Here is a 25,399-nt window from a genome sequence, read left to right on the forward strand (position 1 = left end):
TGGCGTGGATGCGTCAATGCGCCGTCGTGGCAACGGAATTGAGGCATCCGGAGCCCACCGCACCTTTGGTCGGACCAAAAGAGCTGCTAGACTTGTGCTACGGCCTTCTCGTTCCTCCAGGAGAGAGGGGCCGCCGGGGCAGGGGCGTGCCGCCGCCCCTGCCCCACCTCCCGCTCCAGCGCCCCCCGGTACACCTCGACGGTCCGCGCGGCCGACACCCGCCAGCTCATCCCGCGCGCATGGCGCACCGCCGCCGCCCCCATCGTCTCCACCGCCTCCGGGTGCTCCGCCAGCCACCGCAGCCGGCGCGCGTACTCCACCGGATCGTGACCCCGCACGAGCAGCCCCGTCACCCCGTCCCACACCGCCGTCGGCAACCCGCCCACCGCCGCCGCGAGCACCGGCGTCCCGCACGCCTGCGCCTCCACCGCGACCAGACCGAACGACTCGCTGCGCGACGGCACCACCAGCACGTCCGCCGCCCGGTACCAGTCCGCGAGCAGCTCCTGCCGTACGGGCGGGCAGGGCCGCAGCACGTCGGCGACCCCCAGCTCCTCCGCGAGCCGCCGGGCCGAGCCCCGCTCGGAGGCGCCCGAGTGCCCGCCCAGCACCGGCACCAGGAGCCGGCGGCGCAGTCCCGGCGCCTCCCGCAGCAGTTCCGCCACCGCCCGGACCAGCACGTCCGGGCCCTTCAGGGGCTGGATGCGGCCCGCGTAGAGCGGCACGAACGCGTCGGCCGGCAGACCGAGCCGGGCCCGGGCCGCCGCCCGCCCGTCCCCCACGTGGAAGGTGCGCAGGTCCACCCCGGGCCGTACGACCTCGGTCCGCGCCCCCTCCGCCCCGTACAGCGAGCGCAGCGCCTCCGCCTCGTCGGCCGTGTTCGCGATCAGCCGGTCCGCGCTGCCCACCACCTGGTGCTCGCCCCGGACGCGGAGTTCCGGCTCGGGGGTGTCGCCCTCGGCGAGCGAGGCGTTCTTCACCCGGGCCAGGGTGTGGGCGGTGTGCACGAACGGTATCCGCCAGCCCACCGAGGCGATCCGGCCCGCCTGCCCGGAGAGCCAGTAGTGCGAGTGGACCAGGTCGTAGCGCCGCTCCTCCTTGAGCAGGGCCAGCGAGAACGGCACCACCAGGCCGGGCATGGCCTCCTTGGGCAGCGCCCGGCGCGGCCCGGCGTGCAGGTGCCGGACCCGCACGCCCGGGGCGAGCTCGACGAGCGGGGGCGCGCCCTCGCCCCGGCAGCGGGTGAACAGGTCGACCTCCACTCCCTGTTCGGCGAGGGCGCGGGAGAGCTCGACCATGTAGACGTTCATGCCGCCGGCGTCCCCCGTCCCGGGCTGGTGGAGCGGGGAGGTGTGGACGCTGAGCATGGCGACGCGCAGGGACACGTGGGGCTCCTGTGAGAGGGAGGTGGGGGGCCGCGTGTCCCTGCGCGTCGCGCGCACGGTCACGCGGCAGGGTCATTCCTACGGAGGTACTTAGTTGCTTAGTAGTACGGATTCGGAGCCGGCGGGTCAGAACCCGAAGACCGGCCCCGACGGCGGTGCGAGCCGGGTCCCCGGCAGCGGCGGCATCAGCGCGTGCCAGTCCACCGGCCGCCCCGGCTCCACCCGCAGCGCCGACGCCAGCCGGTCGGCGCCCTCCGGCATCACCGGCCGCGACCAGGCCGCCAGCGCCGACGCCACCGCCAGCTGGGCGGCCAGCGCCGGGAGGTGACGGCAGGAGGTGCTGGGCCGGCACCGCTCGTGGGCGTTGACGTGACCGAAGTCGGCCACCGAGCGGACCATCTCGTCCAGGACGGCGACCGCCCGCCGCGGATCGAACGCGTCGGGGCCGTACGCCTCGCGCAGGTCGTCCACGCCCCGGTGCAGCCGCCGCTCCAGGATCTCCCAGCCGGTGCCGCCGGGCAGCGCCTGCGGGGCGAGGCCGCCGCACTCCTCCCGTACGGCCGCGAAGAGCCGGGACAGCCAGCTGTTCCAGTTCTCGTCCAGCTCGCGCCGGGCCGCGGCGAGCCGCTCCCGCCGGAAGACCGTGCGCCGGCCCAGCGGGCGGGCCTGCAGGACGTGCCGGCGCAGGGTGTCGGAGCCGTACTCGGTGAGCAGGTCGAGCGCCCAGACGTTGCCCTCCTGGACGCCCTCCTCGATGACGTACGACTCGTTGACGTTGAAGTCCTGCGGCAGCTTCACGTCCTGCGCGAGGAGCAGCACCGGCAGCAGCACCGCGTGGCAGAAGGCGTGCCCGAAGCCGCAGAAGTGGATCGCGCGGCGCGGCAGCGGTCCCGTCGCGTCGTAGCCGAAGAGGTGCATCGCGGCCGCCTCGAAGCAGCCGTCGACGCGGTGCTCGGGGAATCCCTCCACCGGCACCGGCAGGCCCCACTCGCCGGGGTGGCCGACCGCGATGTCCGGCAGCCCGTCCTCGACGAGCGACTCGCACAGCGCGGCGAGCCTCGGCGGCAGGCCCGCCGTCGCCCAGTAGTCGGCGAGCGTGTCCCGGAACGGCTCCAGGGGCACGTAGAGCCGGCGGCAGCGGCGGGCGACCGCCGGGGTGTCGCAGAGCGCGCAGCGCGCCCCGATCAGATCGCCGCCGTCGTTCGGCCGGGCGCACTCGTGGCACATCCCGCCGTCGCTGGCCGCGCCGCAGTGCGGGCAGGTTCCGGTGGCGTGCGCCCCGTGCAGCCAGCGGCCGCACGGCTCGCAGTACGGGAGCAGCCGGGTCCGGGGGGCGATGACGCCCTGCGCGTACAGCTTCGCGAAGAGGTCCTGCACCCAGCGCCCGTAGCCCTTGTCGCGGCGCGGGCGCACGATGTGGTCGAACTCCACGCCCGACCGCAGCCAGTCGGCGGTGATCGCGGCGCGGTAGCCCTCCGCGACCTCCTCGGGCTTGCGGTGGTGGCGCAGCGCCCGGACCTCGACGGAGCTGGCGTGGTCGGCGGTGCCGGTGGTGAACCGGACCGCCTCGCCCTCCGCGCGCAGGAAGCGGGTGAGGACGTCGGCGGCGACGTACGGTCCGGCGAGGTGGCCGATGTGGAGTTCGCCGTGGGTGGCGGGAGGGGTCGCGGTGATCCAGACGGGGGTGCTCATGTGGGACCTCCTTGGCGGGGCGCCGCGGGGCGCAGGGCGGTCGGCGGGACGGTCAGCGGGGCTCGAAGTGGAAGGAGCGGATGAAGCAGTCGCGGGGCTGCTCGACGGCGTAGACGATGCACTCGAAGAGGGCCTGCGTGGTGAGTTTCTCGTCGGGCGCCGTTCCGTCCCGATTCGCTCCGTCCCATTCCGCGAAGCGCGGGTCCGAGGTCGAGAAGTCGGGCGGGAAGAGGGAGAAGACGCGGACCCCGGAGGGCCGCAGCCGGCGCGACAGGATGTCCGCGAAGCCCGCCTGGGCGCTCTTCGCCGCCCAGAAGGCCTCGTGGGCGGCGGAGGCGGAGGCGCCCTCGGCGTCGCGGACGGCGACCATGTTCACGATGTCGGGCCGCAGCGAACCGCGGAGCAGCGGCAGGAAGTGCTTCACCATGAGGACCGTGCCGCCGGCCGTCGACTCGATCGTCTCCACGATCTCGGCGTCGCTCGCCGACTCCAGGTCCATGCCGTCGAGCCAGCGCGCGCCGTTGTTGACCAACAGGTCGATCCGGTCGGTCCGTTCGCCGACCCGGGCCGCGAACTCCCGTATCTCGGCGGGCCTGCTCAGGTCGCAGCCGAAGGCGTGGATGCGGTCCCGGGCCGAGCCCACGACCTCGGTACGGGTCCGCTCGGCGGCCTCCACGGTCCGCGCCGACACGTAGACCTCGGCGCCGAGGTGCGCGAATCCGACGGCGAGCGCGCGACCGAAATAGCGGGACGCCCCGGTCACGACGACACGCAGATTCTCGAATTTCATGTGTGTCTGCTCTCCCCACGGATACCGGTGCCGATCCTTTTCAGCGTGGATTCAGCGTGGCAGAGGAGAGGGGTCGCGGGCCTGGTGAGAAGGGTGCGCGTTCACGCCGTTGCGTGGATACGCCAGGGCAGTTCGAGGCTTTCGAGGACCTCGGCGCGCTTGTGGTGGACGCGGACGCGGTCCGGCGCGGTGGAGACGGTGACGGTGCCGGTGGGGGCGCGGACGGGCCCGCGCACCGGGGGCACGACGGTTCCGCCGATCGCCCCGGCGGCGGCGAGGGCGGCGGCGCCGGTGAGGGCGAGCCGGGGGTGCCAGCCGCCGACGGTGAGCGCGCGGACGGCCAGGCCCTCGGGCCCGTCGGCGAAGGCGGCGATCTTGGGGAGCGCGGAGTCCGGGTGGTGCCCGAGGAGCCGGGCGGCCTCGGCGCGGAGCGCCTGGAGCCGCTCGTACGCCGCGTCCTCGGGGAGGTGCCGCTCGTCGACGAACACGTACGGATTGCCGTACCGCACGAGCGAGACGGGCACGCCGTCGAGGACGTCGACGGGGCGGCCGGTGGGGAGGGTGCCGGGGGCGGTGGGCGGCCTGAGGAAGCTGAGCGTGTACGTGTCGCCGTACGGCTCGCAGAGCACCGTGTCCCCCGTGGTCACCGACCGGACGGTGACGGGCTCGCGCCGCCCGTCGGCGACGACACAGGCGAGCAGCGAGTGCCCGCAGCCGGCCCGGAAGTCGAAGGAGCCGTCGGGGAGGGCCTGGACGAAGCGGTAGCGGAGGGTGGGGGAGGTGGGGTCGTAGAGGGCGATCTTGCCGATGCCGGCGTGGGGGGTCCCGGCGAGGGCCCGGCGCAACCGCGCGAGCTCGCCCCGCAGGGCGAGGGTGCCGGGGGGAAGCCGATCGCCCCTCAGGACGAGGGTGGGGCCCGGGGCGTCGTGGGCGCGGACGACGGTGACGGCCGTCGTGGACGGGGGCACCACCGCCCCGCGGGGCGCGGGCCCGCGCGGAGGCGCGGAAGCCCCGGCGGCGGTCTCGGCGGGTTCGGGACGGGGAGGTCCCGGGACGTCAGGCCGCACAGCCCACCGGGATCCGCATGCCCTGGACGACCTCCGTCCAGAGTTCGTGGACGGCGAGGGACCAGAGCGTCAGGGCCGCCTGCGGGGTGGGGCGGTCCAGGTGCCGCGCCAGGAGCTTCGCCGCCCGGTCCGCGCGGATCTTCCCGCCGAGGACCAGCCGCGCCGGGGAGAGCATCTCCCGGACCAGGTCCAGCAAGGGGCCGCCGGGGGACAGCATCGCCGCCACCGGCAGGGTGAAGGGCTGCTTCGGGCGGCGGAGGACCGACGGCGGCAGCAGCTCCGCACCCGCCTCGTACAGCGCCCGTTTGCCCGTCCGGGCGGCCGCCGGCAGCGAGCGCGCGTGGGTGACCACCGACGGCTGGAGGAACGGCAGCCGCGCTTCCACCGCCCACGCCATGGAGAGGTGGTCGAGGCGCCGCAGGTGGTACGCGGGGAGCCGCCACCGGGTCTCGAAGGCGGTCATCGCGGTGAGCCGGTCCGCGCCGACGGCCTCGGCCGAGCGGAGTTCCTGGGTGATGCGGTCGGCGGCGGAGCCCCGGTCGGCGATGTAGGCGCGGTAGTGGGAGGTGTAGAGGTGCTCCCGTACGAGCCTCGGCGCGGCCGAGAGCGCGTCCGTGTAGGTGTCGGCCCATTCGGGGCCCGCGGCGAGGGCGGCGCGCATCCGGTCGTATCCGCCGAAGAGTTCGTCGGCGCCGTCGCCGGTGAGGGCGACGGTGAAGCCGTTCTCGCGGACGGCGCGGAAGAGGGCGTAGGTGGAGAGGGCGATGGGGTCGGCGTTGGGCTGGCCGAGGTGGCGGACGGTCCGGGTGAGGAGGGAGCCGAGTTCGTCGGGGTCGACGGCGACCTCGTGGTGGACGGTCCGGGCGCGGCGGGCGACGGAGCGGGCGTGCGCGGCCTCGGAGTCGGGCCACCGGCCGCGGTAGGTGAGGTGGAAGGTGTGCAGCGGCGGCGCGTCGGTCTCGCGGGCGTGTTCGGCGGCGAGGGCGGTGACGAGTCCGGAGTCGAGGCCGCCGCTGGTGACGGCGCAGACGGGCACGTCGGCGCGGGCGAGCCGGCGCACCTCGTGGCGCAGGACGTCCTGGGTGTCGCCGTGGGGGGTGGCGCGGCGCGGGCCGCGGCGACGGACGACGGGGGCTGCGCCGGGGCGCACGAGGGCGGTGGCGCCGGGCGGGAGGACGTCGATGCCGTCGAGCGCGGTGTGGGCGGAGAAGGAGGTGCGGGTGGCGAGGACGGTGTCGAGGGCGTCGTCGCGGGGGGAGATCCGCACGCCCTCGAAGGCGAGGAGGGCGGGGATCTCGGAGGCGAAGCGGGTGGAGCCGTCGTGGGGGTCGTGGTGCAGGTGGAGCGGTTTCATGCCCATGTCGTCGACGGCGAGCACGAGTCGGGTGCTGCCGGGCCGCAGGTCGAGGAGGGCGACGGCGAACATGCCGTCGAGGTGTTCGGCGAAGGCGGGCCCGTACTCGGCGTAGAGCGCGGGGAGGACGCTGCCGTCGCAGAGGTCGGGGAAGCGGTGGCCGCGGGCGGCGAGGGCGCGGCGGAGTTCGGCGTGGTTGTAGATCTCGCCGTTGAGCACGGCGAGGACGCCGGGCAGGTGGGGCAGCCGGTAGGGCTGCTGTCCGCCGCGGGGGTCGGTCACGGCGAGCCGGTCGCAGCCGAGCGACCAGCCGGGCCCGCTGAGCACCTGGTGCTCGTCGGGGCCGCCGTGGCGCTGGCGGGCGGAGACCGCCGCGAGCTGGGCCGGCTCGGGGCGGTCCGCCCCGGCGGCGAAGGAGCCGAGAATCCTGCACATGCCGGTCGCCTCCGAATCGACGTACCCGATCGACGCATCCCGCCGACTTACTGGTCACACCCAATGATTTGAATCTACCAAGTTTTTGAATGGCGCGTAAGTGCCATGTCCTGTTCACGCCACGACTTGGCCTTGCGACGCCCCTTCCGCCCCAACAGGCTGGCCCCATGGAGGACTTCAACCGGACCACCCCCGAGTCCCTGCTCGTCGTCGCCGCGCACCCGGACGACATCGAGTTCTGCGTCAGCGGCACCGTCATGCAGTGGATCGAGCGCGGCACCCGCGTCACGTACTGCATCGTCACGGACGGCGGCGCGGGCGGTTACGACGAAGCGCTCCCCCGCCAGGCCATGGCGGACCTGCGCCGCGCCGAACAGGTCCACTCGGCCAAGCTCATCGGCGTCGCCGACGTCCGCTTCCTCGGCTACCCCGACAGCTTCGTGGAGCCCTCCGTGGAGCTCCGCCGCGACCTGTGCCGGGTCATCCGCGAAGTACGGCCGCAACGCGCCATCGTCCCGTCCCCCGAGATCAACTGGGCCCGCGTCGCCGACCTCCACCCCGACCACCGGGCGGTCGGGGACGCCTGCCTGCGCGCCGTCTACCCCGAGGCCCGCAACCCCTTCGCCCACCCGGAACTCCTCAAGGAGGAGGGCCTGGAGCCGTGGACCGTCCACGAGCTGTGGCTGATGACGGGCCCCACCCCCAACCAGTACGTCGACGTCACCTCCGTCTTCGACCGCAAGGTCGAGGCCCTGCGCATCCACACCTCCCAGACGGCCCACTTCGACGACCTGGCCGGCCTCCTGCGCGACTGGCTCGGCGAGCACGCGACGGCCGGCGGCCTGCCCCCGGGCCGGATGGCCGAGGCCTTCCAGATCGTCCACATCGACTGACCGCCAGGCGGGCGGCTGCGACGGGAAGAGGCCCGGAGTCATGGACTCCGGGCCTCTTCCCGTACGGACTCCGCACTACGGGGTCAGCAGGCGCCGAGGTCCTGCCAGACGCCCCACTGGCCGGTGGTGCCGGGCTCCTCGCCCGTCGTCCACCACTTGGCCTTCCAGGTGTGGCCCTTGTGCGAGACCTGCTGGCCGCCGGTGTAGACGGCGGAGGAGGCCCACGGGGCCGCCGTGCACTGGGTGGCGCCGCCGGTGACGGTCAGGGAGAGGACCGCCGCGTGCCCGGCCGAGGAGCTCGCCCCGTTGACGACGATCTGGTACGTGCCGGAGACCGTGGCCGCCGTGGTGTTCACGGTGAGGGTCGAGGAGCCCCCGGCCGTCACCGAGGCGGGGCTGAGCGTGGCGGTGACGCCGGCGGGCAGGCCGCCGACCGTGAGGTTCACCGTCTGCGCCGCGCCGGAGGTGACGGCGGTCTTCACCGTGGCGGAGGTGGAGGCGCCCGCGGTGACGGTGGCGGCGGACGGGGTCGTCGTCACCGAGAAGTCGTCGGCCGGGGCGGTGGTGCCGCTGGTGAAGGGGGCGAAGAGGTGCGAGAAGTCCCAGGTGTTCTGCTGGATGCCGGAGCAGTTGTCGGCGGCCGCGCCGCCGGCGCAGCTGCCGTTGTCGCGCTGGAGCGCCCAGAACGAGAGGGTGTTGATGCCCTTGGCGACCGCCCAGTCGTAGACCGTGCGGGCGTTGGCGAGGGTGAAGGTCTCGGCGGGGCCGAAGTCGTCGACGCCGATCATCTCGGTGATGCCGACCATGCCCCAGAGCTGGGCGGACGTCTTCGTCGGGTAGAGCCTGGCGAGCTGGTCGTACAGGCCCTGGGCGGCGGTCTTGGTGTCCGCGGCCATGTCGTGGGCGGCGTTGTCGTAGTAGTCGAAGGTCATCAGGTTGACGACGTCGACCTTCGCGCCGTTGGCGACGGCGTTCCTGAGCACCGCGAGCCCGCTGTCGGCGAGGCCGTGGGTGGTCGTCGGCAGGGTGTACGAGATCTGGACCTGGCGGCCGTTGGCCGCGGCCCAGTCCTGGACGACCTTGATGGCCTTGTTGCGGCGGTCGATGCCGGCGGCGTTGTCGAGGGAGTCGACCTCGATGTCCATGTCGAGCCGGGTGACGTCGTAGGTCGTGATGACCTTCTCGTACACGGCGGCGATCTGGTTGACGTCGGTGCAGCTGTCGGCGATCTCGGTGCCGGTGGTGTCGGCCGTGTAGCCGCCGAAGGAGGGGATGACGTCGCCGCCGCGGGACCGCATGGTCGCGATGTCGGCGCCGAAGGAGGACGGGGCGACCGGCAGGCCGGTGTCGCCGTTCCAGTACGCGGTGCAGGAGCCCTTCGTGGCGGTCTGGAGGAACGCCATCGTGAGGTGCTTGGCGCCCGACTGCGCGCTGAGGGCGGCCGGGCTCTCCCCGGTCCAGGACTCGAAGTACGGGGCGAAGACCCGGGCGGGGAGCGGGGTCGCGGCCTGGGCGGGGGCGGTGGCGACGGCGCCGAGGCCGAGGGCGGCCACGGCGGTCACGGCGGCGGTGAGGGCCGAACGGAGCGAACGTACGCGTCGTCTCATGGCAATCCAATGACGGTGGGGGGTACGGGCTGCGGGTGCGCCAACGCCGTTGTCGGGCACGACTGTTGAGGTACGAAGTAACCCCCGTCACCATGACCGCGTCAATGGCCTGGACCAAACTTGGACTAGACCAATTTGCCGGGCGGTCGTGTGCCGCGCCCGGCGACCACGCGCGCGTACTGGAACGATGCGCGCGACCGGACCGATCCGGCCCGATGAGCCACGCGCGGCCCCCACCCGCTCCTTCAGCGCCCGGACCGGCTCCAGAACCCCCCGTTCCCTCCCGGGCGGGGCTCCATGGACCAGGCCCCGTCCGCCTCGACGACGAGGAGGCGCGGCCCCCGGGGGAGGTCCCCCTTCCCGCGGCCCCGGTCGCGCCGGCTGAACCGGTACTCCCAGTGGCCGCCCTTCCGGTGGGCCGCGACGCCGAAGTACCCCTTCTCGTCCTCGTCGCCCTCGAAGCGGAACCTGACGCCGGTCTCGTCGCCGGTGTACGCCAGGACGTCCGGCCCGTACCCCTCCACCGGCCCGTCGAACGCCCGCAGCGTCGACACCGGCCGCAGCCGGACCATCCACCGGCCGCGCGTGTCGACCCTCAGCCGCAACGGCGACTGCCCGTCGTGGTGCAGGACGCCCACCCCGCGCAGGTCGTCCATGCCGCTCCGCATGACCTGCCGCCACCGGCGCTTGCGGACGGTCAGCGTGACGACGTCCAGGTACCCGGCGCCCTTCTTCACCACGTCGACGGCGAGGAAGCCGCGCGGGAGGGTGAGGCCGGTCTCGACGTCCTCCTTGCCCTCGCCCTGGAACTCGACGTACGTGAACTCCGGGCCGAATGCGGCGGGGAGGGCGTTGAGACGGCCGAGGGGCACGGCGACGGGAGCACCGGAGTACGGGGCGGGGATCCCGGAGTACGGGGCGGGGGCGGCGGCCTTCTCGACGAGGAGGGGCGCGGGAGCGGTCTGCGGAGGCGCGGCGAGGGGCGCGGGGGCAGCCTGTGGAGGCGTGGCGAGGGGCGCCTCCGCCACGACCTCGTCCTCCTCCCCCGTCTCCTCGTCCGACGCCGAGAAGCCGAAGTCCGTCGCGAGGGCCGGCAGCCCCGAGTCGTACCCCTGCCCCACCGCCCGGAACTTCCACCCCCCGTTCCTGCGGTAGAACTCGCCCAGCAGGATCGCGGTCTCCGTCGTCGCGTCCTCCACCGCGTACAGCGCCAACTGCGCCCCGGTGGCCGCGCTCACCGCCCGTACGTACAGGTCCTCGACCTCTCCGAACGTCCCGCCGTCGCAGGACGCCGCGACCACGACCCGCTCCACGGAGGCCTCGATCCGGCCGGGGTCGATCTCCAGCCAGTCCGCGACGACCCCGCCCTCGCCCCGGGCCTCCCCCAGGAGCCGTATGCCGCTCCCGGCGTGCTCGGGCTGGTTGTAGAAGACCAGGTCGCCCCGGCCCCTGACCCTGCCGTCCGCGTCGACGAGCAACGCGGCCGCGTCGACCTTCGGCGCTTCCGCCCCACTGGACCGGCGGACGACGGCGACCCGCATCGGCTCGCCGCCGAGCGGAAGGTTTCCCCCCTTGATGATCTGTGTCATGCCCGCATCCTGGCAGCGCCGCAGGACTCCCGTCCCGTCGACCGCCGAGGCCATCCGGGGCAAGATGCTGCGATGAACATGAACGGCGAAGACAGCGTGGCCGAGGCCGTCGAGCGGGAGTTGCAGTTGCTGAGTCCGGCCGGGCGGTCGTCCCGGGCGTTGGCGGATCGGCTCCTCGACCCGGAGTTCACGGAAGTGGGCACCTCCGGGCGCAGGTGGGACCGCCGGTCGATGCTCGCGGCCCTGCCCGCCATGCAGGGCGCCTCCGAGGACGGACCCCGGTTCGCGCACTCCGAGATGACCGGCGCCCTCCTGGCACCGGGGCTCGTGCACCTGACCTTCGAGACCGTGCTCGACGGCACGCGAGCCCGGAGGAGCTCGATCTGGCGGAAGCTGGACGAGGAATCCGGGTGGCGGATGTACTACCACCAGTCCACGCCCGTGCCGGACGCGTGAGGCGGTGGGACGTACTTCCCGAGGGGAGGTGCAGGCCGTGGAGGCGGCGCGGCGCTGGCCGGCGGCCGAGGGCTTTCGCCGGGTGCCCGGCGGCTGGGTGAGCGACGGGAAGCCGGACGTGCTGCTCACCGCCGGCGAAGTGGCGCATTCCCGGGCCGGCGACGTGTTCGCCGAAGATCTGGACGCCGCCGCCCGGCTGCGGCTGGCCTTCGGGCTGCTGGACCTCCTCGACGAATACTGGGTCACGTGCGAGATCCGGTTCGCGAACGAGGGCGCAGAGGTCCCCTGCCGGCCGACGTGCTGGGGGACGGTTACCGTGAGCGCCCGGAGGCGGACCGACATGCCGAGGCCGTCACCTACTCGCTGTGGGTGGACTGGTTCGAGGACCCCGCCACGTCCGCGACGGCCTTCGCCGAGGTCCTCGGCGACGACGTCGACCGCGTGGTGACCGAGGCGTCGGAAGCCCCGCTCCGCGGGGCCCGTCGGGTCCTGGAGTGCTCGGGCCCGGTGCGCTGGACGGTGAAGGAGCCGACGCACCGCGCCGCCGTGCGGCTTCCCGCCCTGCACCCCGCCCTCTTCCACACTCTCCGGGCGGGCTTCCACGACGTCCACGGCGACCTGGAACCGGCTGGCGCACCGGCCCTCCTCGACCGGCTGGAACTCCCCGCGGACACCCGGCACCTCGCCGAACTGCGCCACGTGCTCGCCGCGGGGCACAGGAACCACTACCGCAGCCCCGGTGCCTGGGACGACGCGGTCCGCTCCTGCTCCTGAGCGGAAGGCCGCGCGGAGCGGGCCGACTCGGCGTCGTCCGCCGCATCCCGCGGCACCGGCGCCGGTGGCCCGGGCCACGGGGCCTACGCGTCGGTGGTGGAGGGGTCGAGGGAGTCGACGCCCTCCATGAAAGCGAGCATCCGGGCGTTGACCACCTCGGGGTGGTCGATCTGCGGTCCGTGGCCCGTCGCCGCGATGATTTCGGCACGGGCCCCGGGGACGAGGCGCGGAACCCGTTCCAGTTGCCGCTTCGGGTGTACGAGCAGGCTGTGCTTGCCCATGATGACGTAGAGCGGGGTCCGGATGGAGCGCAGCGCGTCCTCGGTGAGCGGCAGCGGGGCGGGGCGGCGGATCCGGTACGCGCGGGCGCCGAGCTGGATCCACCGGCGCATCTCCGGGACGGCGAGGACCGGCTGGTCCAGCCAGGCCGCGAGGCGCGGTCGCAGCACCTCGGGCGCGAAGCTGGCGAAGAGGCTGACGAAGACCCAGGCGAAGAAGCGCAGGCCCACCTTCTCCAGGCCGCCGGGGTCGAGGGCGGTGACCGAGGCGAGCCGTCCGGGCCGGCGGTGGGCCTGGTTGAGCACGAGCCAGCCGCCGTAGGAGGAGCCGACGAGGTGGACGCGGTCGAGGCCGAGCGCGTCGAGGGCCTCGTCCATCCACTGGGCGGCGCGCTCGGGCTGCCACATGGGCTCGCGGTGGATGCTGCGGTTCGCGTCGCCGGGGGTGTCGAGGGCGTAGACGGGGCGGTCGAGGCTGAGACCGGGGGTGTTGGGGTACCACATCGCCGAGCTGTAGCCGGCGCCGTGGATCAGGACGATCGGGGTCCGGGACTCGGTGGCGGGGTCCGCAGGCCCGTACCGGTAGACGTGGGTGGTGCCGAAGCCGGTCTCGACGTCCGTCTCGGAGCGCACGGGCGCCCCCTTCGCGTAGAGCACATCGGCGGCGGCGAAGTAGCGGTCGCGGAGCGCGTCGTCGACGTAGCGGCCGACGTCGCGTCGTACACGGGTGGCGTTCTCGGACACGGGACACCTCCGGAAAGATCAACTCTTGATGGTACGACCGTACCATAAAAATGATACGGCGGTATCATGAAAGAGGTCCGGGAGCCCGTCCCGCGAACCCGTCACCGATGAACGGAGCCACCGGCCCATGCCGAAGCGTGTGGATCACGAGGAGCGACGCGCACAGATCGCCGAGGCGCTCATCCGGGTCGCGGGGCGGCGGGGCCTGCACGCCGTGGGGATGCGCGACGTGGCCGCGGAGGCCGGCGTCTCGCTCCGACTCGTGCAGTACTACTTCGAGACCAAGGAGAAACTCCTCTTCCACGGACTCCAGCACCTGACCGACCGCTTCACCGCGCGGGTGGGAGCCCGCCTGGCCGCCACGGGGCCGGAACCGGGCCCCCGCGCGACCGCCGAGGCGCTGCTGCTGGCCTCCCTCCCGACGGACGAGGAGGGCCGCACCTTCCACCTCGTCTACAGCTCCTACGCCATCCTGTCCGTGACGGACGAGGCACTGGCCTCCCAGCCGTTCGTCGACCACCCCGACGCCGCGGAGAACGCGCTGACCGGTCTCCTCGAACAGGCCCGGGAAGCGGGCCTCACCGCCCCGGACATCGATGCGCGCGTGGAGGCGATCAGCCTGCTCGCCATGACGGCGACCATGGGCACCAGCATCCTGGTGGGCCAGCGCGATCCCGAGTCGGCCGTCGCGGTGCTCCACCACCACCTGGACCGGATCTTCACGCCCGGCCCGACGCAGGCGGTCGCGACGGGCCGCGCCTGACGCCCGGCGACCAGTTCGCACCAGACCGTCTTCCCGTACGGCCCCTGCTCCACGCCCCACCGCGCCGCCACCGCGTCCAGCAGCGCCAGCCCGCGCCCCGACTCGGCGCCGTTCGCCGCGTCCCGGTCGTCCAGGCCTCACGCCCCTTCGACACCGACGAAGAGGTCACGGCCAAGGTCATCACACGACGCTCCCGGGCATGGATCTTCGAGGACCGGGAAGGCCCCGCATCCTGGGCCGTCATGCACGAGTCGATCCTGCGGCAGCCCATCATCGGGGCGAACGACATGGCCGAGCAGTTGGCGCACATCGCCGCCGTAGCCCGTCGCCGAACCTTCATTCCACAAATCCTTCCGTGGAGCGCGGGAGCTCACCCGTTCATGATGGGCACGGCATGGCTGATGTCTTTCGGAGACGCCCCACCGCTGATGTACACCGAGGGTATGTACAGCGGCCAGATCATCGATGATCCGGAAATCCTGGGGTACTACACGAAGGCCTACGATCGGCTCAGGGCCGCAGCCCTGTCGCCCGCGGCGTCCCTGAAGATGATCGAAGCAGCAGCAGAGGACTACCGAAATGGCAAGCTCCCCCGTTGATTTGAGCGCCGCCTTCTGGCGCAAGAGCAGCTACAGCAACGCTGCCGAGGGCATGTGCGTCGAAGTGGCGGAGGGCTTCGCGCGCTGGCGCAAGAGCAGCTACAGCAATGGCGATGGCGGCGAGTGCCTCGAAGTACGGGACGACCTCCCCGGCCTCGTCCCCGTCCGTGACTCCAAGCGCCCCGACGGCCCCGTCCTCCTTCTCCCCGCCGCCGCGTGGGCGCCGTTCGTCGAGGCCGTCAAGGCGGGTTGAGGCCTATCCCCGGCGGGCCGCGCGGACCTGGTCGTTGATCGCCCAGGCGTCGGCGACCGGGCCCAGGTGGGCGAGCTTGTCGGGGTTGATGACCGAGCGGATGGTCTGGACGCGGCCGTCGACGACGTCGAGGGACAGCGTGTGCAGGACCTTGCCGTCGCGGTCGCGGACGAGGGCGCCGGGCTGGCCGTTGACCTCGTGCGGCTCCAGCGTCAGGTCCATCCGGAGCATCACGGGGAAGACCGCGGCGAGCAGCTTGGCCACGTTGTCCGCGCCGGCGATCGCGCGGGCGAACTGCGGGGCCTTGCCGCCGCCGTCGCCGACCATCTGGACGTCGGCCGCGAGGAGGCCCCGCAGGCCGTCGACGTCGCCGCCCTTGAGCGCGTCGAAGAAGCGGGCGGCGAGTTCCTGACGTTCGGCGCGGTCGGCCTCGAAGCGGGGCCGGCCGTCCCGCATGTGCCGCCGGGCGCGTACGAGGAGCTGGCGGCAGGCCTGCTCCGTGCGGCCGACGGCGGAGGCGATCTCGTCGAAGCCGAAGCCGAAGACCTCGCGCAGCACGAACACGGAGCGTTCGAGGGGGCTGAGGCGCTCCAGGAGGAGCAGCGCGGCCATGGACACGGAGTCGGCGAGTTCGGCGGCGCGCTCGGGGTCCTCATACGGGTCGTCGAGGAGGGGCTCGGGGAACCACGGGCCGATGTACTCCTCGCGGCGGACGCGCGCGGAGCGGAGCACGTCGATGGCGACGCGGGTGACCGTGGCGGAGAGGAACGCCTTGGGGGACTCGGGCACGGTCGAGGAGGCGTCGTACCGCAGCCACGTCTCCTGGACGGCGTCCTCGGCCTCGCTGACGCTGCCGAGCATCCGGTACGCGATCGAGAACAGCAGGGGTCGCAGTTCCTGGAACTCCTCGACCTTGCCCATGTCACTCCCCGTTCAGTGGAACGCGCCGACCTCGTAGCCGCCGGCCGGCTGCTTGCTGATGATGTTCATGCGGGTGGCGGCGTTCATGAAGGAAACCAGAAGGACGAGGGCCGTCATCTGCTCCTCGTCGAAGTGCTGGGCGGCCCGCTCCCAGACCTCGTCGCTGACGCCTTCGCCGGCGTCGGCGACGCGGGTGCCCTGCTCGGCGAGGGCCAGGGCGGCGCGCTCGGCCTCGGTGTAGACGGTGGCCTCGCGCCAGCCGGCGACGAGGCCGAGGCGGACGGGGCTCTCGCCCGCCGCGAGGGCCTCCTTGGTGTGCATGTCGAGGCAGACGCCGCAGCCGTTGATCTGGCTGATGCGGAGGGAGACGAGCTCCTGCACGGCGGCCGGAAGGGTGGAGTCCTTGAGGATCCGGCCGGCGGCCATGAGGTGCTTGAGGGCCTTGCCGGCGGTGGGGCTGGCGAAAAAGTCGAGTCGCGCGTCCATCGTGGTGTCTCCTCGGTTCGGTGCGGGCCGGTGGGCTTGCGTTCCCGAGACGAGACAGCGCGGCGTCCTGTGACACGGTCTCCGCTGTGATCCAGGTCTCAGGCGGCGGGCGACGATCGCGGGGGCGTGATCTGCCTGGGCCTGTGCCTGTTCCTGGCGTGGGGGCGGTTCGGTCCCGAAACGTTCGCCGCGTGAGCGCTTACGATCCGTCCATGGCCGTCTCTTCGAGCTCCTCCTCGCGTCTTTCGCTCTGGTCCCGGGACTCGTTCCTGTCGATCGGTTCGGTCGGCTCGACCCTGTCGATCGGCTCGGTCGGGTCGTTCCTCTCGGTCGGGTCGATCGGCTCCGCCGCCTCGGCGCTCTCCGTCGGGTCCTGGGCGAGCGTCGGCTCCCTGCTGTCGGCGCGGTCGTGCTGGTCGGTGCTCTCGTACCGCTCCGGCCGGGGCGTCATGGCGGCGGGCGCGGCCCTCGCGGTGGCGGGGGCCGTCGCGGTGACGGCGGGGGCGCGCCGGGGCCGCTGACCCTCCGTACGCCGCCGCCGTGCACTCCCGCCGTACGGCTCAGTCGGCCTGCGGCCAGTCCCAGCCGAGCTGGAGGAAGAGGCCGAGGCGGTCGCTCACGGCGCGGATCTCGGAGATCTTCCCGTCGACCGGCGTGAGGATCCAGATCGCCTCGACGTCGAAGGCACGGCCGGTGGGCTCGGGCATGCGCGGGTGGGTTCCGTCGTGGACGCCCCGCTGCGTGACGCGGGCGACCACGCGGTCGCCCTCGGCGACGAGCTCGTCCACGCGGACGGTGAGCGGGTCGAACGCGGCGAGCTGCCGGCGCAGGCCGTCGAACGCCGCTCCCGGCTCGTCGGCCTCGCCGTGGATGATCTTGTTGTGGTCGACGACGTCGTGCGCCATGAACTGCGGCAGGCCTTCGAGGCGGCGGTCGCTGACCGCCTCGAAGAAGCCGAGCACGGCCTTCTTGTCCTGATCCGACATCAGGATCCCCCTGTACGAACGGTTTTCGATCAGGCGGATCCTGGTGCCGCATCAGCCGGAGTTCGTCCCGTAGTGCCTCAGATCGCGGTCGGCACAGATCTCGACGAACGCGACGTCCGAAATCCGCCAGTACGCTCGCGGTCGATCGGGCGAGGATCCGCTCATGATCGCTGAAGAGCAGGGAATCCGTATTCGGCATCGCGGGCACGAACCGCAGGTCCATCCCACCGCCTACGTCGCCCCGACGGCCACGCTGGTCGGCGATGTCCGCGTGGGACCGCGGGCGCGGGTGATGTACGGTGCCGTGCTCGATGCCGAGGGGTCCCGGATCGAGGTCGGGGAAGCTGCGGTGATCTGCGAGAACGCGGTGCTTCGCGGGTCTGCGGTCGCCGGCGATCAGCCGGTGCTTGTCGGCGACCACGTCTTCGTGGGGCCGCATGCCACGCTGCTGGGCTGCGAGGTCGGCAGGTGCGTCTACGTGGCGACCACGACGACGGTCCTGCAGTGCGCACGGCTGGGGGCCGGCTCGGTTGTCGCCGTCGGCGCGCTCGTCCATGCGCGCACCGTTCTGCCGGACGAGTACTTCGTGCCGCCGCACACCGTGGCGCTTGGCGCACCGGTGCGGCTGCTGGCCCCTGGCGATCCGGGCCTGGCCGAGGCCGTCGGCCGGGTGGGCTTCGCGCAGGTGGCGTTCGGTGTGGACGCGGAGCGGACCGACCGGATCGGCCGGTACGAGCGCATCGCGGAGGTGCGCGTCGCCGAGTTCGGCACGCATGCCGACGATGAGGTTCTGAATCTCGGCTAGGGCCTGTCGTCACCTTCCCGTCTGCCCCGCGAGGCCTGGCGCGCGCCCCCTTCGCCGCACCGGGCGAAAGCCCAGGCACGTCCAGTACGAGGGCTTCCACCCGGCCGCGGGGAGCACGCACCGGACGCCGCGGGGCCGCCCTTCGGGCGACGGCGGGAACGTGACGACAAGCGCTAGGACTTGTCCGGCCGATCATGTCCGGAGCGGGATGACCCCAATCGCTGCGATGGTGGTACCGAGGAACATATGGCCGCGTCTGCCGTAACGGGCGGCAACGGCCCAGGCGCGAACTCAAGCACCGCCCTGCCCCGCCTGCTGATCAGCGGGGACTGCATGATGGGGTTTATGAAGTCTCTCACCGCGGCGGGGCTGCGCATCGTGGAGGAGTGGACCGCGCCCGACAGGCTCGTTCCGCCCACCGTCATCGGACAGGCGCCGAGCGTCCCGTTCGAGGACGGGCGCGTCGAGGCCTTGAGGGACTTCCTCGATCCGCTCCTCCAGGAGAAGGCGAACGCCGACTGGTACCGGCTGGCGGTCGAAGGAGGACTCTTCTCCGAGACCGACCGCAGGTTCCTGATCGCCCTCAGCCCCGGCCGGGACCGCCTCTCGCGATGGCACTGCGTCGAGCTGCAGAGCGAGTGGGACATCATGAGCAAGGGCGCTGACGGGCTGCTCGGCAGCGCCCCCTACCGGCCCGAGTTCAGCATGCTGTCGCTCGACGGGAACGTGCTGTGCTTCGCCACGACGTGGGAGCACGCGATCAGCACCTCGGTGCTGAAGGCGCCGCACCGTTCGCATGTCCTCCGCCACTGGGCGGAGGGGCTGACGGACGGCTCCATGGATGACATGGGCGATCCGAACGACCTGCCGCTGAGCGTGGCGGCACGCCGCTGGCTCGACCACCACTAGGAATTTGTCCGACTGATCACGTTCGGAGCCAGATAGCAAGGGTGGGTCGGTGCGGACGCCGGCCGCATGCTGATGCGCACGGACGATGGTGGAGCCGACCGAGATGTCCCAGTCGATCTCACCTGCCGCGTCGGCCGCGGCCTGGGTCTGCTGGAGCAGACGCTCCCACGTCCCGTCCGCGGACCACAGTCGACGGCGTTCGTAGACGGTCTTCCACGGCCCGAACCGCTCGGGCAGGTCACGCCACTGCACCCCGGCCCGCACCCGGTGCAGAATCCCGTCGATCACCTGCCGGCGGTCACGCCACCGGCCACAACGCCTGTTGCTGACCGGCAGGAACGGCCGCAGCCGTTCCCACTCGGCATCACTCAGATCGCCCCGCCCCATACCCGCATCGACGACCCAGGTGCGGCGCAGCCACATGATCGACCGGACAAGTCCTGGCGCTCCGGGTCCGTGCGCAGTCCGAAGAGCGTGCGCTCCGACTCCGCGATCGGAACGTCGTTGATGCCGGCCTCGCGCCGGGACATCAGGCCGTCGGGGGTGAACTCCCAGAGCTCGTTGCCGTGGCTGCGGTACCACCGGCCCGTCTCGTCGTGCCATTCGTACGGGAAGCGGACGGCGATGCGGTCGTCCGTGAACGCCCACAGCTGCTTGCGGAGCGCGTACCCGTTCTCCTTCGCCCACTTGCGGGCCAGGAAGGCCCTGATCCCGTCACGGCCCTTGAGGAACTCCTCGCGGTTGCGCCAGACGGAGTCGGGCGTGTAGGCGAGGGCGACCCGGTCGGGGTCGCGGGTGTTCCAGGCGTCCTCGGCGGCCCGCACCTTGGCGGCGGCGGTCTCTGCGGTGAAGGGGGGAAGCGGGGGGCGCTGCTCGGCCATGGAGGGCCCTTCCTGGCTCGTGGTGTTCAGGTGGTCTCGAGCGTCTCGGTCACTCCTGGGCGGAGCCATCGGAGCCGCCCCGCGAGGTCCGGGTCGCCCTCGAACGCCTCCGTGATGCGGGCCGGGTCCTCGGCGAGGTGGTCCCAGGAGTCGAAGTGGAGGGGGACCACCGTGCGGGCGCCGAGGGTACGGGCGAGGGCGGCGCCCTCCGTCGCGCTCATCGAGAAGGCGCGGTCCCCGGTGGACGGGAAGTGCGCGTCGCCGAGGTGGAGGAAGGCCGTGTCGATGCGGAAGCGGTCGCCGATCTCCGTCAGGGCGTCGTGGCGGACGGTGTCGCCGGAGACGTAGAGCGTGCCGCCCTCGTACGCGACGACGAAGCCCGTGACGGGGCCGGTGGCCCGTTCCGTACCCTCCGGGCCGTGGCGGGCCGGGGTCGACGTGACCGTGACGGTCGTCGTCCCGGCCGTGACCTTCCGGCTCTCCCAGGGGGCGAGCCCCTCCGCCCGGCCGCCCAGGCGCTCGGCACCCTCGGGAGTGGTCAGCACCAGGTCCGCGTCGGCCAGGACCTCTCGGCCGGTCGGGTCCAGGTTGTCGGCGTGCTGGTCGTGCGAGAGCAGGACCAGGTCGACGGGCGGGAGTTCGGCGGCGGTCAGGGCCGGGCCCGTGGTGCGGCGGAGGGGGCGGGGGCCCGGGTGGTCGGCGGGGGCCGGATCCAGGGCGGGGTCGGTGAGGACGGTGAGGTCGCCGATGCGGAGGAGGACGGTCGCCGTGCCGAGGTAGGTGGCGGTGATGTTCACGACCGGGCCTCGCTCTTGGTCCGGAGCGCGCCGAGCAGGCCCTGGAGCAGCTCGATCGTCGTCTCGTCCGTGAGGTTGCCGTCGGCGTCGAAGCGCTCGTGGGAGCGGAGGAGGTGGACCTCGGGCTTCACGACGACGTCGCTGTCGGTCCGGACGAAGACCTGGCGCAGGGCCGGCTGGGCCCGGACGGTGCCGAAGTCGGTGGGTGCGGCGCCGAGGATCGCGACGGGCTTGCGGTGCGGCGGGAGGTCCTCGGTCCCGGTCCGGCCGGTGGAGAGCCGGTCGAGCGCGTTCTTGGGGACGCCGGGGTCGGAGTAGGTGAACTTCTGTGCGGCGCGGAGCAGTTGCGTGTTGTGCGAGGTGGCGCGGAGCGATCCGGAGATGGCGGGGATCGTGGACGGAGGCGTGGACGCGGTCATGGGAACCCCCGGCTGGTCGGACGAGTCGGCGGGCGCCGGACTCGACGACCACGAAACTAAACCGATCGGTTCATTTCGTCAACCGAACCGTTCAGTCTTGACACTGAACTGAATGGTGTAGTTCATTCGATGGCATGAGCACACTCGCCGCAGAGCGGACCGTCGCCCGGGCAGCCCGCCCCCTCCACACCCATGAAGGCGCCGGGTTCCCGGTCCGCCGCCCCTTCCCCACCGAGGAACTCCCCTTCGTCGACCCGTTCCTGATGGTCGACCAGGTGGGTCCCGTCGACCTCGCGCCCGGCGAGGCGAAGGGCGCGCCCCCGCACCCGCACCGGGGCTTCGAGACGATCCAGTACGTCCTGGACGGCGACATCGCCAACGCCGACTCGCGCGGCCACCGCGCCGTCGTCCGCGCGGGCGGCGTCCAGTGGCTCACCGCCGGCTCCGGGATCGTCCACGAGGCCCTGCCCACCCCGGAGTTCCTCGCCTCGGGCGGGCGGCAGCACATGCTCCAGATCTGGCTGAACCTCCCCGCCCGCCTCAAGGGCGTCCCGCCGCGCAGCCAGAACGCCGAGCCCGGCGACCTGCCGGTGGCCGTCACCCCGGAGGGCGCCGAACTGACCGTCCTCGCCGGGACCAGCCACGGCGTGACCGGCCCCTTCGAGACCCGCACGCCGGTGCTCGTCGCCCACGGGCGCCTCGCTCCCGGCACCCGCGCCGAGTTCACCGCCCCGGCCGACCACAACGCGATGGTGTACGTGATGCGGGGCGGGGCCACGGTGGCCGGGGAGCACCTCCCCGACGGCCACCTCGCCGTCCTCGCCCGTGACGGCGAACGGTTCACGGTCGAGGCGCCGGACGCGGCCGCCGAGGTCCTGGTCCTGACGGGCGAGCCGATCGGCGAACCGGTGGCCCGGAGCGGGCCCTTCGTGATGAACACGGCCGCGGAGCTCCGCGAGGCGGAGCGCGACTTCGGGCAGGGCCTCATGGGCCGGATGCCGGCATGACGACGCTGTCGGCACCGTCGGCCCCGTCGGCCCCGAGCACGGCCGCCCGGGGGACCGCCCTCCGGACCGGCCTCCTGCTCGGCGCTCTCGCCGCCCTCGCCTCGATGGGGGTCTCCGGGCCCGGCCTGGCCCTCCCGGACGCCGGGCCTGGTCGCGATCGGCAGCGCGGTCGGCGGCACCGCCGGCCTGTTCGTGGGGGCGGCGGCCGGGGCGTTCGGCTGGCGCGCGGCCCTGGTCCTGCCGCTGCTCAGCCTGCCGTTCCTGCGCCCGGCACTCCGCCTCGCGAGCGGGCCACCGGCACCGGCACCGGCACCGGGCGACGACACCCCCCGTACCCCCGGACACAGAACCGGACCGTCCCTCGACATCCTCCGCGACCGCCGCTTCCTCGCCGCCGCCGGGCTGATGCCGGCCCTCTCGACCGTCAACTTCGTGCTGCTGTACGCCGCGCCGCGCCGCGTCACCGCCCTCACCGGCTGGAGCGCGGTGGAGACGGGAGCCGCCTCGTCCGTCGCCGCGCTCGCCGGGGCGCTGCCGTCCTGGCAGCTGGTCCGCGCGGCCCCGGGGCTCGGTCCGGTCCGGCTGCGGGTGCTCCTCGCGCTCGGTTCGGCCGGGGCGCTCGCGCTCGCCGTGGCCGCGCCCTGGCCGGTGGCCGTCCTGATCGGTTCGGGGACGAGCGCGCTCGTCACGGCCGGCGGCCAGGGGCTGCTCACGGGCGCCGCGACCGAGGGCCTGCCGCCCGCCCGGCACGGTCTCGCGATCGGCCTGTTCAACCTGGCCTTCCTCATCGGCGTCGCGGCGGGCCCCGCCCTGGCGGCCTTTGCAGACCAAACCGTTCAGTTCATATAGTGGAAGCTCCAGCCGCCACCACCGAAGGACCACCCATGGGAGCCGGAGCCGACGCACAGCACGCCGACGCGATCGACGAGTACGGCATCCCGATCATCCCGGACCCGGCGGACGCCGCCTCGCGCAAGCGCCAGGCCATCATCGACGCGGCGCTCGCGGAGTTCCTCGCGGAGGGGTACTCGGCGGCGTCCATGGACGCGATCACCCGCGGCTCCGGCGTCTCGAAGGCGACGATCTACAAGCACTTCGGCAGCAAGGAGCGCCTGTTCCTCGCCGTCATCGGCGGCGTCCTGCCGAAGACGTACGCCGGCCTGGAGCCCTCCAACTCCACGATCGCCGACGCCCCCGACCTGCGGGCCGCGCTCGTCCGGCTCACCACCGACTGGGCCCGGATCCTGCTGCGCCCCGACATCATGAAGCTGCGCCGTCTGGTCATCGGCGAGATCGACCGCTTCCCGCAGCTCGGCCAGCTCTGGTACCGGGTCAGCCACGACATGAACAACGGCCCCCTGATCGAGGCCTTCACCGGGCTGAACGCGCGCGGCGTCCTCGACGCGCCCGACCCGGCGCTCGCCGTGCAGCAGCTGGTGGCGGCGACGGTGGGCGTGCCGCAGCTCGTCCGCACCTTCTCCCCCGACGCCGAGATCGACGACGCGGAGCTGACGCGGGTGATCAGCTCGGGAGTGGATCTGTTCCTGGCCCGGTACGCGCGGTAGGCCCGCTCGGCGCTCTCCCGAGGTTCCCCGCCCACGCGACGACCAGCAGGACGAGCGCGCCCCGGCGAGGAGCACTGCGCAGCCTGTGCGACGCGGACGATGACTTCACGGCCCTCGCCGAGGTGCGCCCCGGCATCGACATGATCCGGCTGCCGCCCGAGGTCTGACGGCCGCGCGTCACCCCCGCGCGACGAGCCGCACCGCGAGGACGACGATCAGCGTGCTCGACGCGAGGGCCGTGCCCAGGCGCCCCCGTGGGCCCGTCAGGGCGCGGCCGAGGAGCGTGCCTCCGAGGGCGAGGAGGAGCTGCCAGCTCGCCGAGGCGAGGAGGGCCGCGAGGACGAAGGCCGTGCGGTCGGGCAGCGTGTCGGGGGCCGAGGGGCCCGTGGCGAGGACGAGGGCGGCGAAGTAGACCACCGTCATGGGGTTCAGGATCGTGATCCCCAGGAAGGTGGCGTACGCACGGGCCGGCGTCAGGGCCGTACCGTCGTCGCGGGAAGCGAGCCCGCCGTCGCGGTACGCGGCCAGCGCGCCCCACGCGGCCCGCAGGGCCAGCACGGTGAGCACCAGTGCGGACGCCCACCGCAGCGGGGTCGTCACCGGGGCGAGTACGGGGACGAGCGCGGAACCGCCCGCCACGGCGAGCAGGGCGTAGGCCCCGTCGGCCGTGGCGACGCCGAGGGCCGCGCCGGCGCCCGTGCGCCAGCCGGTGCGGGCCGTGACGGCCACGAGGTAGGCGCCGACCGCGCCGACCGGGATCGCGATGCCGTAGCCGGCGAGGGCGCCGGCCACCACCGCGGCCGTCACGCGACGGCGGGGATCGCGCCTCCGGGGGAGCCGGGCCGCTGCTGTCGGCGGTAGTCCGCGCCGTCCTTGGTACGGGAGAGGAAACCGCCGGTCACGAGGTGGCGGCGCAGCGCCGGGAAGTCCTCGTGCACGGTGCGCAGGGCGTCGTTGACCTCGGCCTCGCGGTAGGTCCGGTCCGCCTCGAAGAGGGTCTCGGCGAGGTGCGCGAGCAGCGCCTCGCGGCGGGCGGCCTTGCGAGGGACCGCCTTGAGGCGCCCGTCGACGGAGAACAGGTCCGCGACGGGGCGGAGCTCCGCGACGGGGCGGGAGGAATGACTGGTCATGCCGGAGAGCGTGGCGCCCCGCGCCCCGCCCCGCAAAGGGTTTTCCCTCGCTCCGCCGGTCAGACCAGGCCGTCCCAGCCCCAGCGCGGGGTGGGGCCGGGGGTGCCGAGGTCGGTGCCCGGGGCCGAGGCCGAGACGTCCTTGGCGATCCGCGTGCCCCAGTCGAAGTACTCCACCACCCGGCGGCGCAGCAGGGCGTCGTCCGGCAGCTCCTTCTCCACGGCCGCCGTCATCAACTCCATCCAGCGGAGCCGCTGTTCCTCCGTGATGCCGAGCCCGAGATGGGCGCGGAGCAGGGCCTGGTGCCCGCCGAGCTCCGCCGTGAAATCGGCCGGCCCCGAGAAGACCTCCGCCAGCCACACGGCCACGTGTTCCACGTGGGCGGCGGTGAAGTCGGCGAAGACGGGGGCGAGGAGGGGATCGGCCAGGACCGCCTCGTAGAACGTCTCGGAGAGCCGGCGCAGCGCGTCGGCGCCGCCCACGGCCTCGTACAGGGTGTTCGTGTGCTCGGCGCTCATGACCGACCTCCGGTGTCCGGGATGCGTGCCCCCACCTTCCCCCCGACACGCCCCGGATCCAAGGGCGTTCGCTCTCGGGTGCAAGCCCCTGTGGGCCCGGAGCACATGTCACCCGTACGAGGGTTGTCGACCGTGCGTGTCGGGGTGGACACACTGCGTGCGGTAGGTTCGCGCAAAACGGCCCCCGTCGATGGCGCCAACCATCAGCGAGGGCCTGAACCACTAATGGAATGCGACTCCACTGTGATCTACCGGCACTTTAACGCGCCCCCGCGCGCCTTCACCCAGTTCTCGCA

General features: G+C 73.1%; 28 protein-coding genes and 3 pseudogenes. 12 read left to right on the top strand and 19 right to left on the bottom strand.

Annotated features, from left to right (window positions below; translation table 11 throughout):
- Positions 1-86 precede the first annotated feature (86 nt).
- The 5 genes from mshA to asnB all read right to left on the bottom strand — a co-directional run bounded on the left by mshA (position 87) and on the right by asnB (position 6,723).
- Entirely contained in the window at positions 87-1,367 is a 1,281-nt protein-coding gene (gene mshA / locus IE180_RS16770; protein ID WP_190157709.1) for a D-inositol-3-phosphate glycosyltransferase, read from the bottom strand.
- Between the two features lie 144 nt (positions 1,368-1,511).
- Entirely contained in the window at positions 1,512-3,077 is a 1,566-nt protein-coding gene (locus IE180_RS16775) for a class I tRNA ligase family protein (protein WP_190157658.1), read from the bottom strand.
- Between the two features lie 52 nt (positions 3,078-3,129).
- Positions 3,130-3,867, bottom strand: a complete 738-nt coding sequence (locus tag IE180_RS16780; RefSeq protein ID WP_190157659.1) for an SDR family oxidoreductase — start codon at positions 3,865-3,867, stop codon at positions 3,130-3,132.
- 101 nt (positions 3,868-3,968) lie between these two features.
- Positions 3,969-4,835, bottom strand: coding sequence for a 2-methylaconitate cis-trans isomerase PrpF family protein (locus IE180_RS16785; RefSeq protein WP_190157660.1), 867 nt, complete (start codon positions 4,833-4,835; stop codon positions 3,969-3,971).
- 88 nt (positions 4,836-4,923) lie between these two features.
- Positions 4,924-6,723, bottom strand: a complete 1,800-nt coding sequence (asnB, locus tag IE180_RS16790; RefSeq protein WP_190157661.1) for an asparagine synthase (glutamine-hydrolyzing) — start codon at positions 6,721-6,723, stop codon at positions 4,924-4,926.
- Between the two features lie 167 nt (positions 6,724-6,890).
- On the opposite strand from asnB, the gene IE180_RS16795 reads away from it, so the two are divergent.
- Complete coding sequence (locus tag IE180_RS16795; protein WP_190157662.1) at positions 6,891-7,616, top strand: PIG-L deacetylase family protein; 726 nt, start codon at positions 6,891-6,893, stop codon at positions 7,614-7,616.
- Positions 7,617-7,699: 83 nt separating this feature from the next.
- Here the strand turns inward: IE180_RS16795 and IE180_RS16800 are convergent, their stop codons facing one another.
- A complete protein-coding gene (locus IE180_RS16800; RefSeq protein WP_190157663.1) occupies positions 7,700-9,223 on the bottom strand; it encodes a chitinase in 1,524 nt (507 codons plus the stop codon).
- A 245-nt stretch (positions 9,224-9,468) separates the two neighbouring features.
- Positions 9,469-10,812, bottom strand: coding sequence for a TerD family protein (locus IE180_RS16805; RefSeq protein WP_190157664.1), 1,344 nt, complete (start codon positions 10,810-10,812; stop codon positions 9,469-9,471).
- A gap of 72 nt (positions 10,813-10,884) precedes the next feature.
- Here IE180_RS16805 and IE180_RS16810 point away from each other — a divergent pair, with 72 nt between their 5' ends.
- On the top strand, positions 10,885-11,268 hold the full coding sequence (locus tag IE180_RS16810) for a nuclear transport factor 2 family protein (RefSeq protein ID WP_190157665.1): 384 nt from the start codon (positions 10,885-10,887) through the stop codon (positions 11,266-11,268).
- 246 nt (positions 11,269-11,514) lie between these two features.
- The gene (locus IE180_RS16815) at positions 11,515-12,042 is read left to right on the top strand and encodes a hypothetical protein (protein WP_229860521.1); all 528 of its coding nucleotides are present in this window, start codon (positions 11,515-11,517) and stop codon (positions 12,040-12,042) included.
- 83 nt (positions 12,043-12,125) lie between these two features.
- On the opposite strand, the gene IE180_RS16820 is transcribed toward IE180_RS16815, so the two are convergent.
- On the bottom strand, positions 12,126-13,064 hold the full coding sequence (locus IE180_RS16820; RefSeq protein ID WP_190157666.1) for an alpha/beta fold hydrolase: 939 nt from the start codon (positions 13,062-13,064) through the stop codon (positions 12,126-12,128).
- 127 nt (positions 13,065-13,191) lie between these two features.
- Here IE180_RS16820 and IE180_RS16825 point away from each other — a divergent pair, with 127 nt between their 5' ends.
- Positions 13,192-13,827 carry a TetR/AcrR family transcriptional regulator gene (locus IE180_RS16825; protein ID WP_190157667.1) on the top strand — a complete coding sequence of 212 codons (636 nt, stop codon included), beginning with the start codon at positions 13,192-13,194 and terminating at the stop codon, positions 13,825-13,827.
- A gap of 4 nt (positions 13,828-13,831) precedes the next feature.
- Here the strand turns inward: IE180_RS16825 and IE180_RS36445 are convergent.
- A pseudogene (locus IE180_RS36445) lies at positions 13,832-13,937 on the bottom strand (ATP-binding protein); the annotation flags it as partial.
- A 54-nt stretch (positions 13,938-13,991) separates the two neighbouring features.
- Between IE180_RS36445 and IE180_RS16830 the strand changes: the two are divergent.
- Positions 13,992-14,426: pseudogene (locus IE180_RS16830) on the top strand (DUF5753 domain-containing protein); the annotation flags it as partial.
- Positions 14,407-14,679, top strand: a complete 273-nt coding sequence (locus tag IE180_RS16835) for a DUF397 domain-containing protein (protein WP_190157669.1) — start codon at positions 14,407-14,409, stop codon at positions 14,677-14,679. The pseudogene IE180_RS16830 and the gene IE180_RS16835, both read left to right, overlap by 20 nt.
- A 3-nt stretch (positions 14,680-14,682) precedes the next feature.
- Here the strand turns inward: IE180_RS16835 and IE180_RS16840 are convergent, their stop codons facing one another.
- Positions 14,683-15,600 (bottom strand): RNA polymerase sigma-70 factor, encoded by a 918-nt coding sequence (locus IE180_RS16840; protein WP_190157670.1) that lies wholly within the window; start codon positions 15,598-15,600, stop codon positions 14,683-14,685.
- Positions 15,601-15,612: 12 nt separating this feature from the next.
- Positions 15,613-16,086, bottom strand: coding sequence for a carboxymuconolactone decarboxylase family protein (locus IE180_RS16845; protein WP_190157671.1), 474 nt, complete (start codon positions 16,084-16,086; stop codon positions 15,613-15,615).
- 212 nt (positions 16,087-16,298) lie between these two features.
- Between IE180_RS16845 and IE180_RS16850 the strand changes: the two genes are divergently transcribed.
- Positions 16,299-16,607, top strand: a complete 309-nt coding sequence (locus IE180_RS16850) for a hypothetical protein (RefSeq protein ID WP_190157672.1) — start codon at positions 16,299-16,301, stop codon at positions 16,605-16,607.
- A gap of 39 nt (positions 16,608-16,646) precedes the next feature.
- Here the strand turns inward: IE180_RS16850 and IE180_RS16855 are convergent, their stop codons facing one another.
- On the bottom strand, positions 16,647-17,072 hold the full coding sequence (locus IE180_RS16855; RefSeq protein WP_190157673.1) for an ester cyclase: 426 nt from the start codon (positions 17,070-17,072) through the stop codon (positions 16,647-16,649).
- A gap of 163 nt (positions 17,073-17,235) precedes the next feature.
- Between IE180_RS16855 and IE180_RS16860 the strand changes: the two genes are divergently transcribed.
- Positions 17,236-17,877 (top strand): gamma carbonic anhydrase family protein, encoded by a 642-nt coding sequence (locus IE180_RS16860; protein ID WP_190157674.1) that lies wholly within the window; start codon positions 17,236-17,238, stop codon positions 17,875-17,877.
- 345 nt (positions 17,878-18,222) lie between these two features.
- Positions 18,223-18,786, top strand: coding sequence for a hypothetical protein (locus IE180_RS16865; RefSeq protein ID WP_229860522.1), 564 nt, complete (start codon positions 18,223-18,225; stop codon positions 18,784-18,786).
- A 39-nt stretch (positions 18,787-18,825) separates the two neighbouring features.
- Here IE180_RS16865 and IE180_RS16870 read toward each other — a convergent pair.
- The 4 genes and pseudogenes from IE180_RS16870 to IE180_RS16885 form a co-directional block, all read right to left on the bottom strand.
- A pseudogene (locus IE180_RS16870) lies at positions 18,826-19,173 on the bottom strand (IS5 family transposase); the annotation flags it as partial.
- A complete protein-coding gene (locus IE180_RS16875) occupies positions 19,155-19,667 on the bottom strand; it encodes a nuclear transport factor 2 family protein (RefSeq protein WP_190157676.1) in 513 nt (170 codons plus the stop codon). The gene IE180_RS16875 and the pseudogene IE180_RS16870, both read right to left, overlap by 19 nt.
- 26 nt (positions 19,668-19,693) lie before the next feature.
- On the bottom strand, positions 19,694-20,464 hold the full coding sequence (locus IE180_RS16880; protein ID WP_190157677.1) for an MBL fold metallo-hydrolase: 771 nt from the start codon (positions 20,462-20,464) through the stop codon (positions 19,694-19,696).
- Entirely contained in the window at positions 20,461-20,883 is a 423-nt protein-coding gene (locus tag IE180_RS16885; RefSeq protein ID WP_190157678.1) for an NADPH-dependent FMN reductase, read from the bottom strand. The genes IE180_RS16880 and IE180_RS16885 overlap by 4 nt, the downstream gene beginning before the upstream one ends.
- Before the next feature lie 134 nt (positions 20,884-21,017).
- Here IE180_RS16885 and IE180_RS16890 point away from each other — a divergent pair, with 134 nt between their 5' ends.
- From IE180_RS16890 to IE180_RS16900, 3 genes are all read left to right on the top strand, one after another.
- Positions 21,018-21,890 (top strand): pirin family protein, encoded by an 873-nt coding sequence (locus IE180_RS16890; protein ID WP_190157679.1) that lies wholly within the window; start codon positions 21,018-21,020, stop codon positions 21,888-21,890.
- Positions 21,891-22,046: 156 nt separating this feature from the next.
- Positions 22,047-22,739: an MFS transporter gene (locus IE180_RS16895; protein WP_373302789.1), complete on the top strand. Its 693-nt coding sequence runs from the start codon at positions 22,047-22,049 to the stop codon at positions 22,737-22,739.
- A gap of 35 nt (positions 22,740-22,774) precedes the next feature.
- Positions 22,775-23,455: a TetR/AcrR family transcriptional regulator gene (locus IE180_RS16900; protein WP_190157681.1), complete on the top strand. Its 681-nt coding sequence runs from the start codon at positions 22,775-22,777 to the stop codon at positions 23,453-23,455.
- 177 nt (positions 23,456-23,632) lie between these two features.
- Here the strand turns inward: IE180_RS16900 and IE180_RS16905 are convergent, their stop codons facing one another.
- The 3 genes from IE180_RS16905 to IE180_RS16915 are packed head-to-tail and all read right to left on the bottom strand — an operon-like array spanning position 23,633 to position 25,103.
- Complete coding sequence (locus IE180_RS16905; protein ID WP_190157682.1) at positions 23,633-24,262, bottom strand: LysE family transporter; 630 nt, start codon at positions 24,260-24,262, stop codon at positions 23,633-23,635.
- The gene (locus IE180_RS16910) at positions 24,259-24,585 is read right to left on the bottom strand and encodes a DUF2087 domain-containing protein (RefSeq protein WP_190157683.1); all 327 of its coding nucleotides are present in this window, start codon (positions 24,583-24,585) and stop codon (positions 24,259-24,261) included. Before IE180_RS16910 ends, IE180_RS16905 begins: the two co-directional genes overlap by 4 nt.
- A 59-nt stretch (positions 24,586-24,644) precedes the next feature.
- On the bottom strand, positions 24,645-25,103 hold the full coding sequence (locus IE180_RS16915; RefSeq protein ID WP_190157684.1) for a group II truncated hemoglobin: 459 nt from the start codon (positions 25,101-25,103) through the stop codon (positions 24,645-24,647).
- Positions 25,104-25,399: the final 296 nt, after the last annotated feature.

The sequence above is a fragment of the Streptomyces litmocidini genome, assembly GCF_014649755.1.
GTDB lineage: Bacteria > Actinomycetota > Actinomycetes > Streptomycetales > Streptomycetaceae > Streptomyces > Streptomyces litmocidini.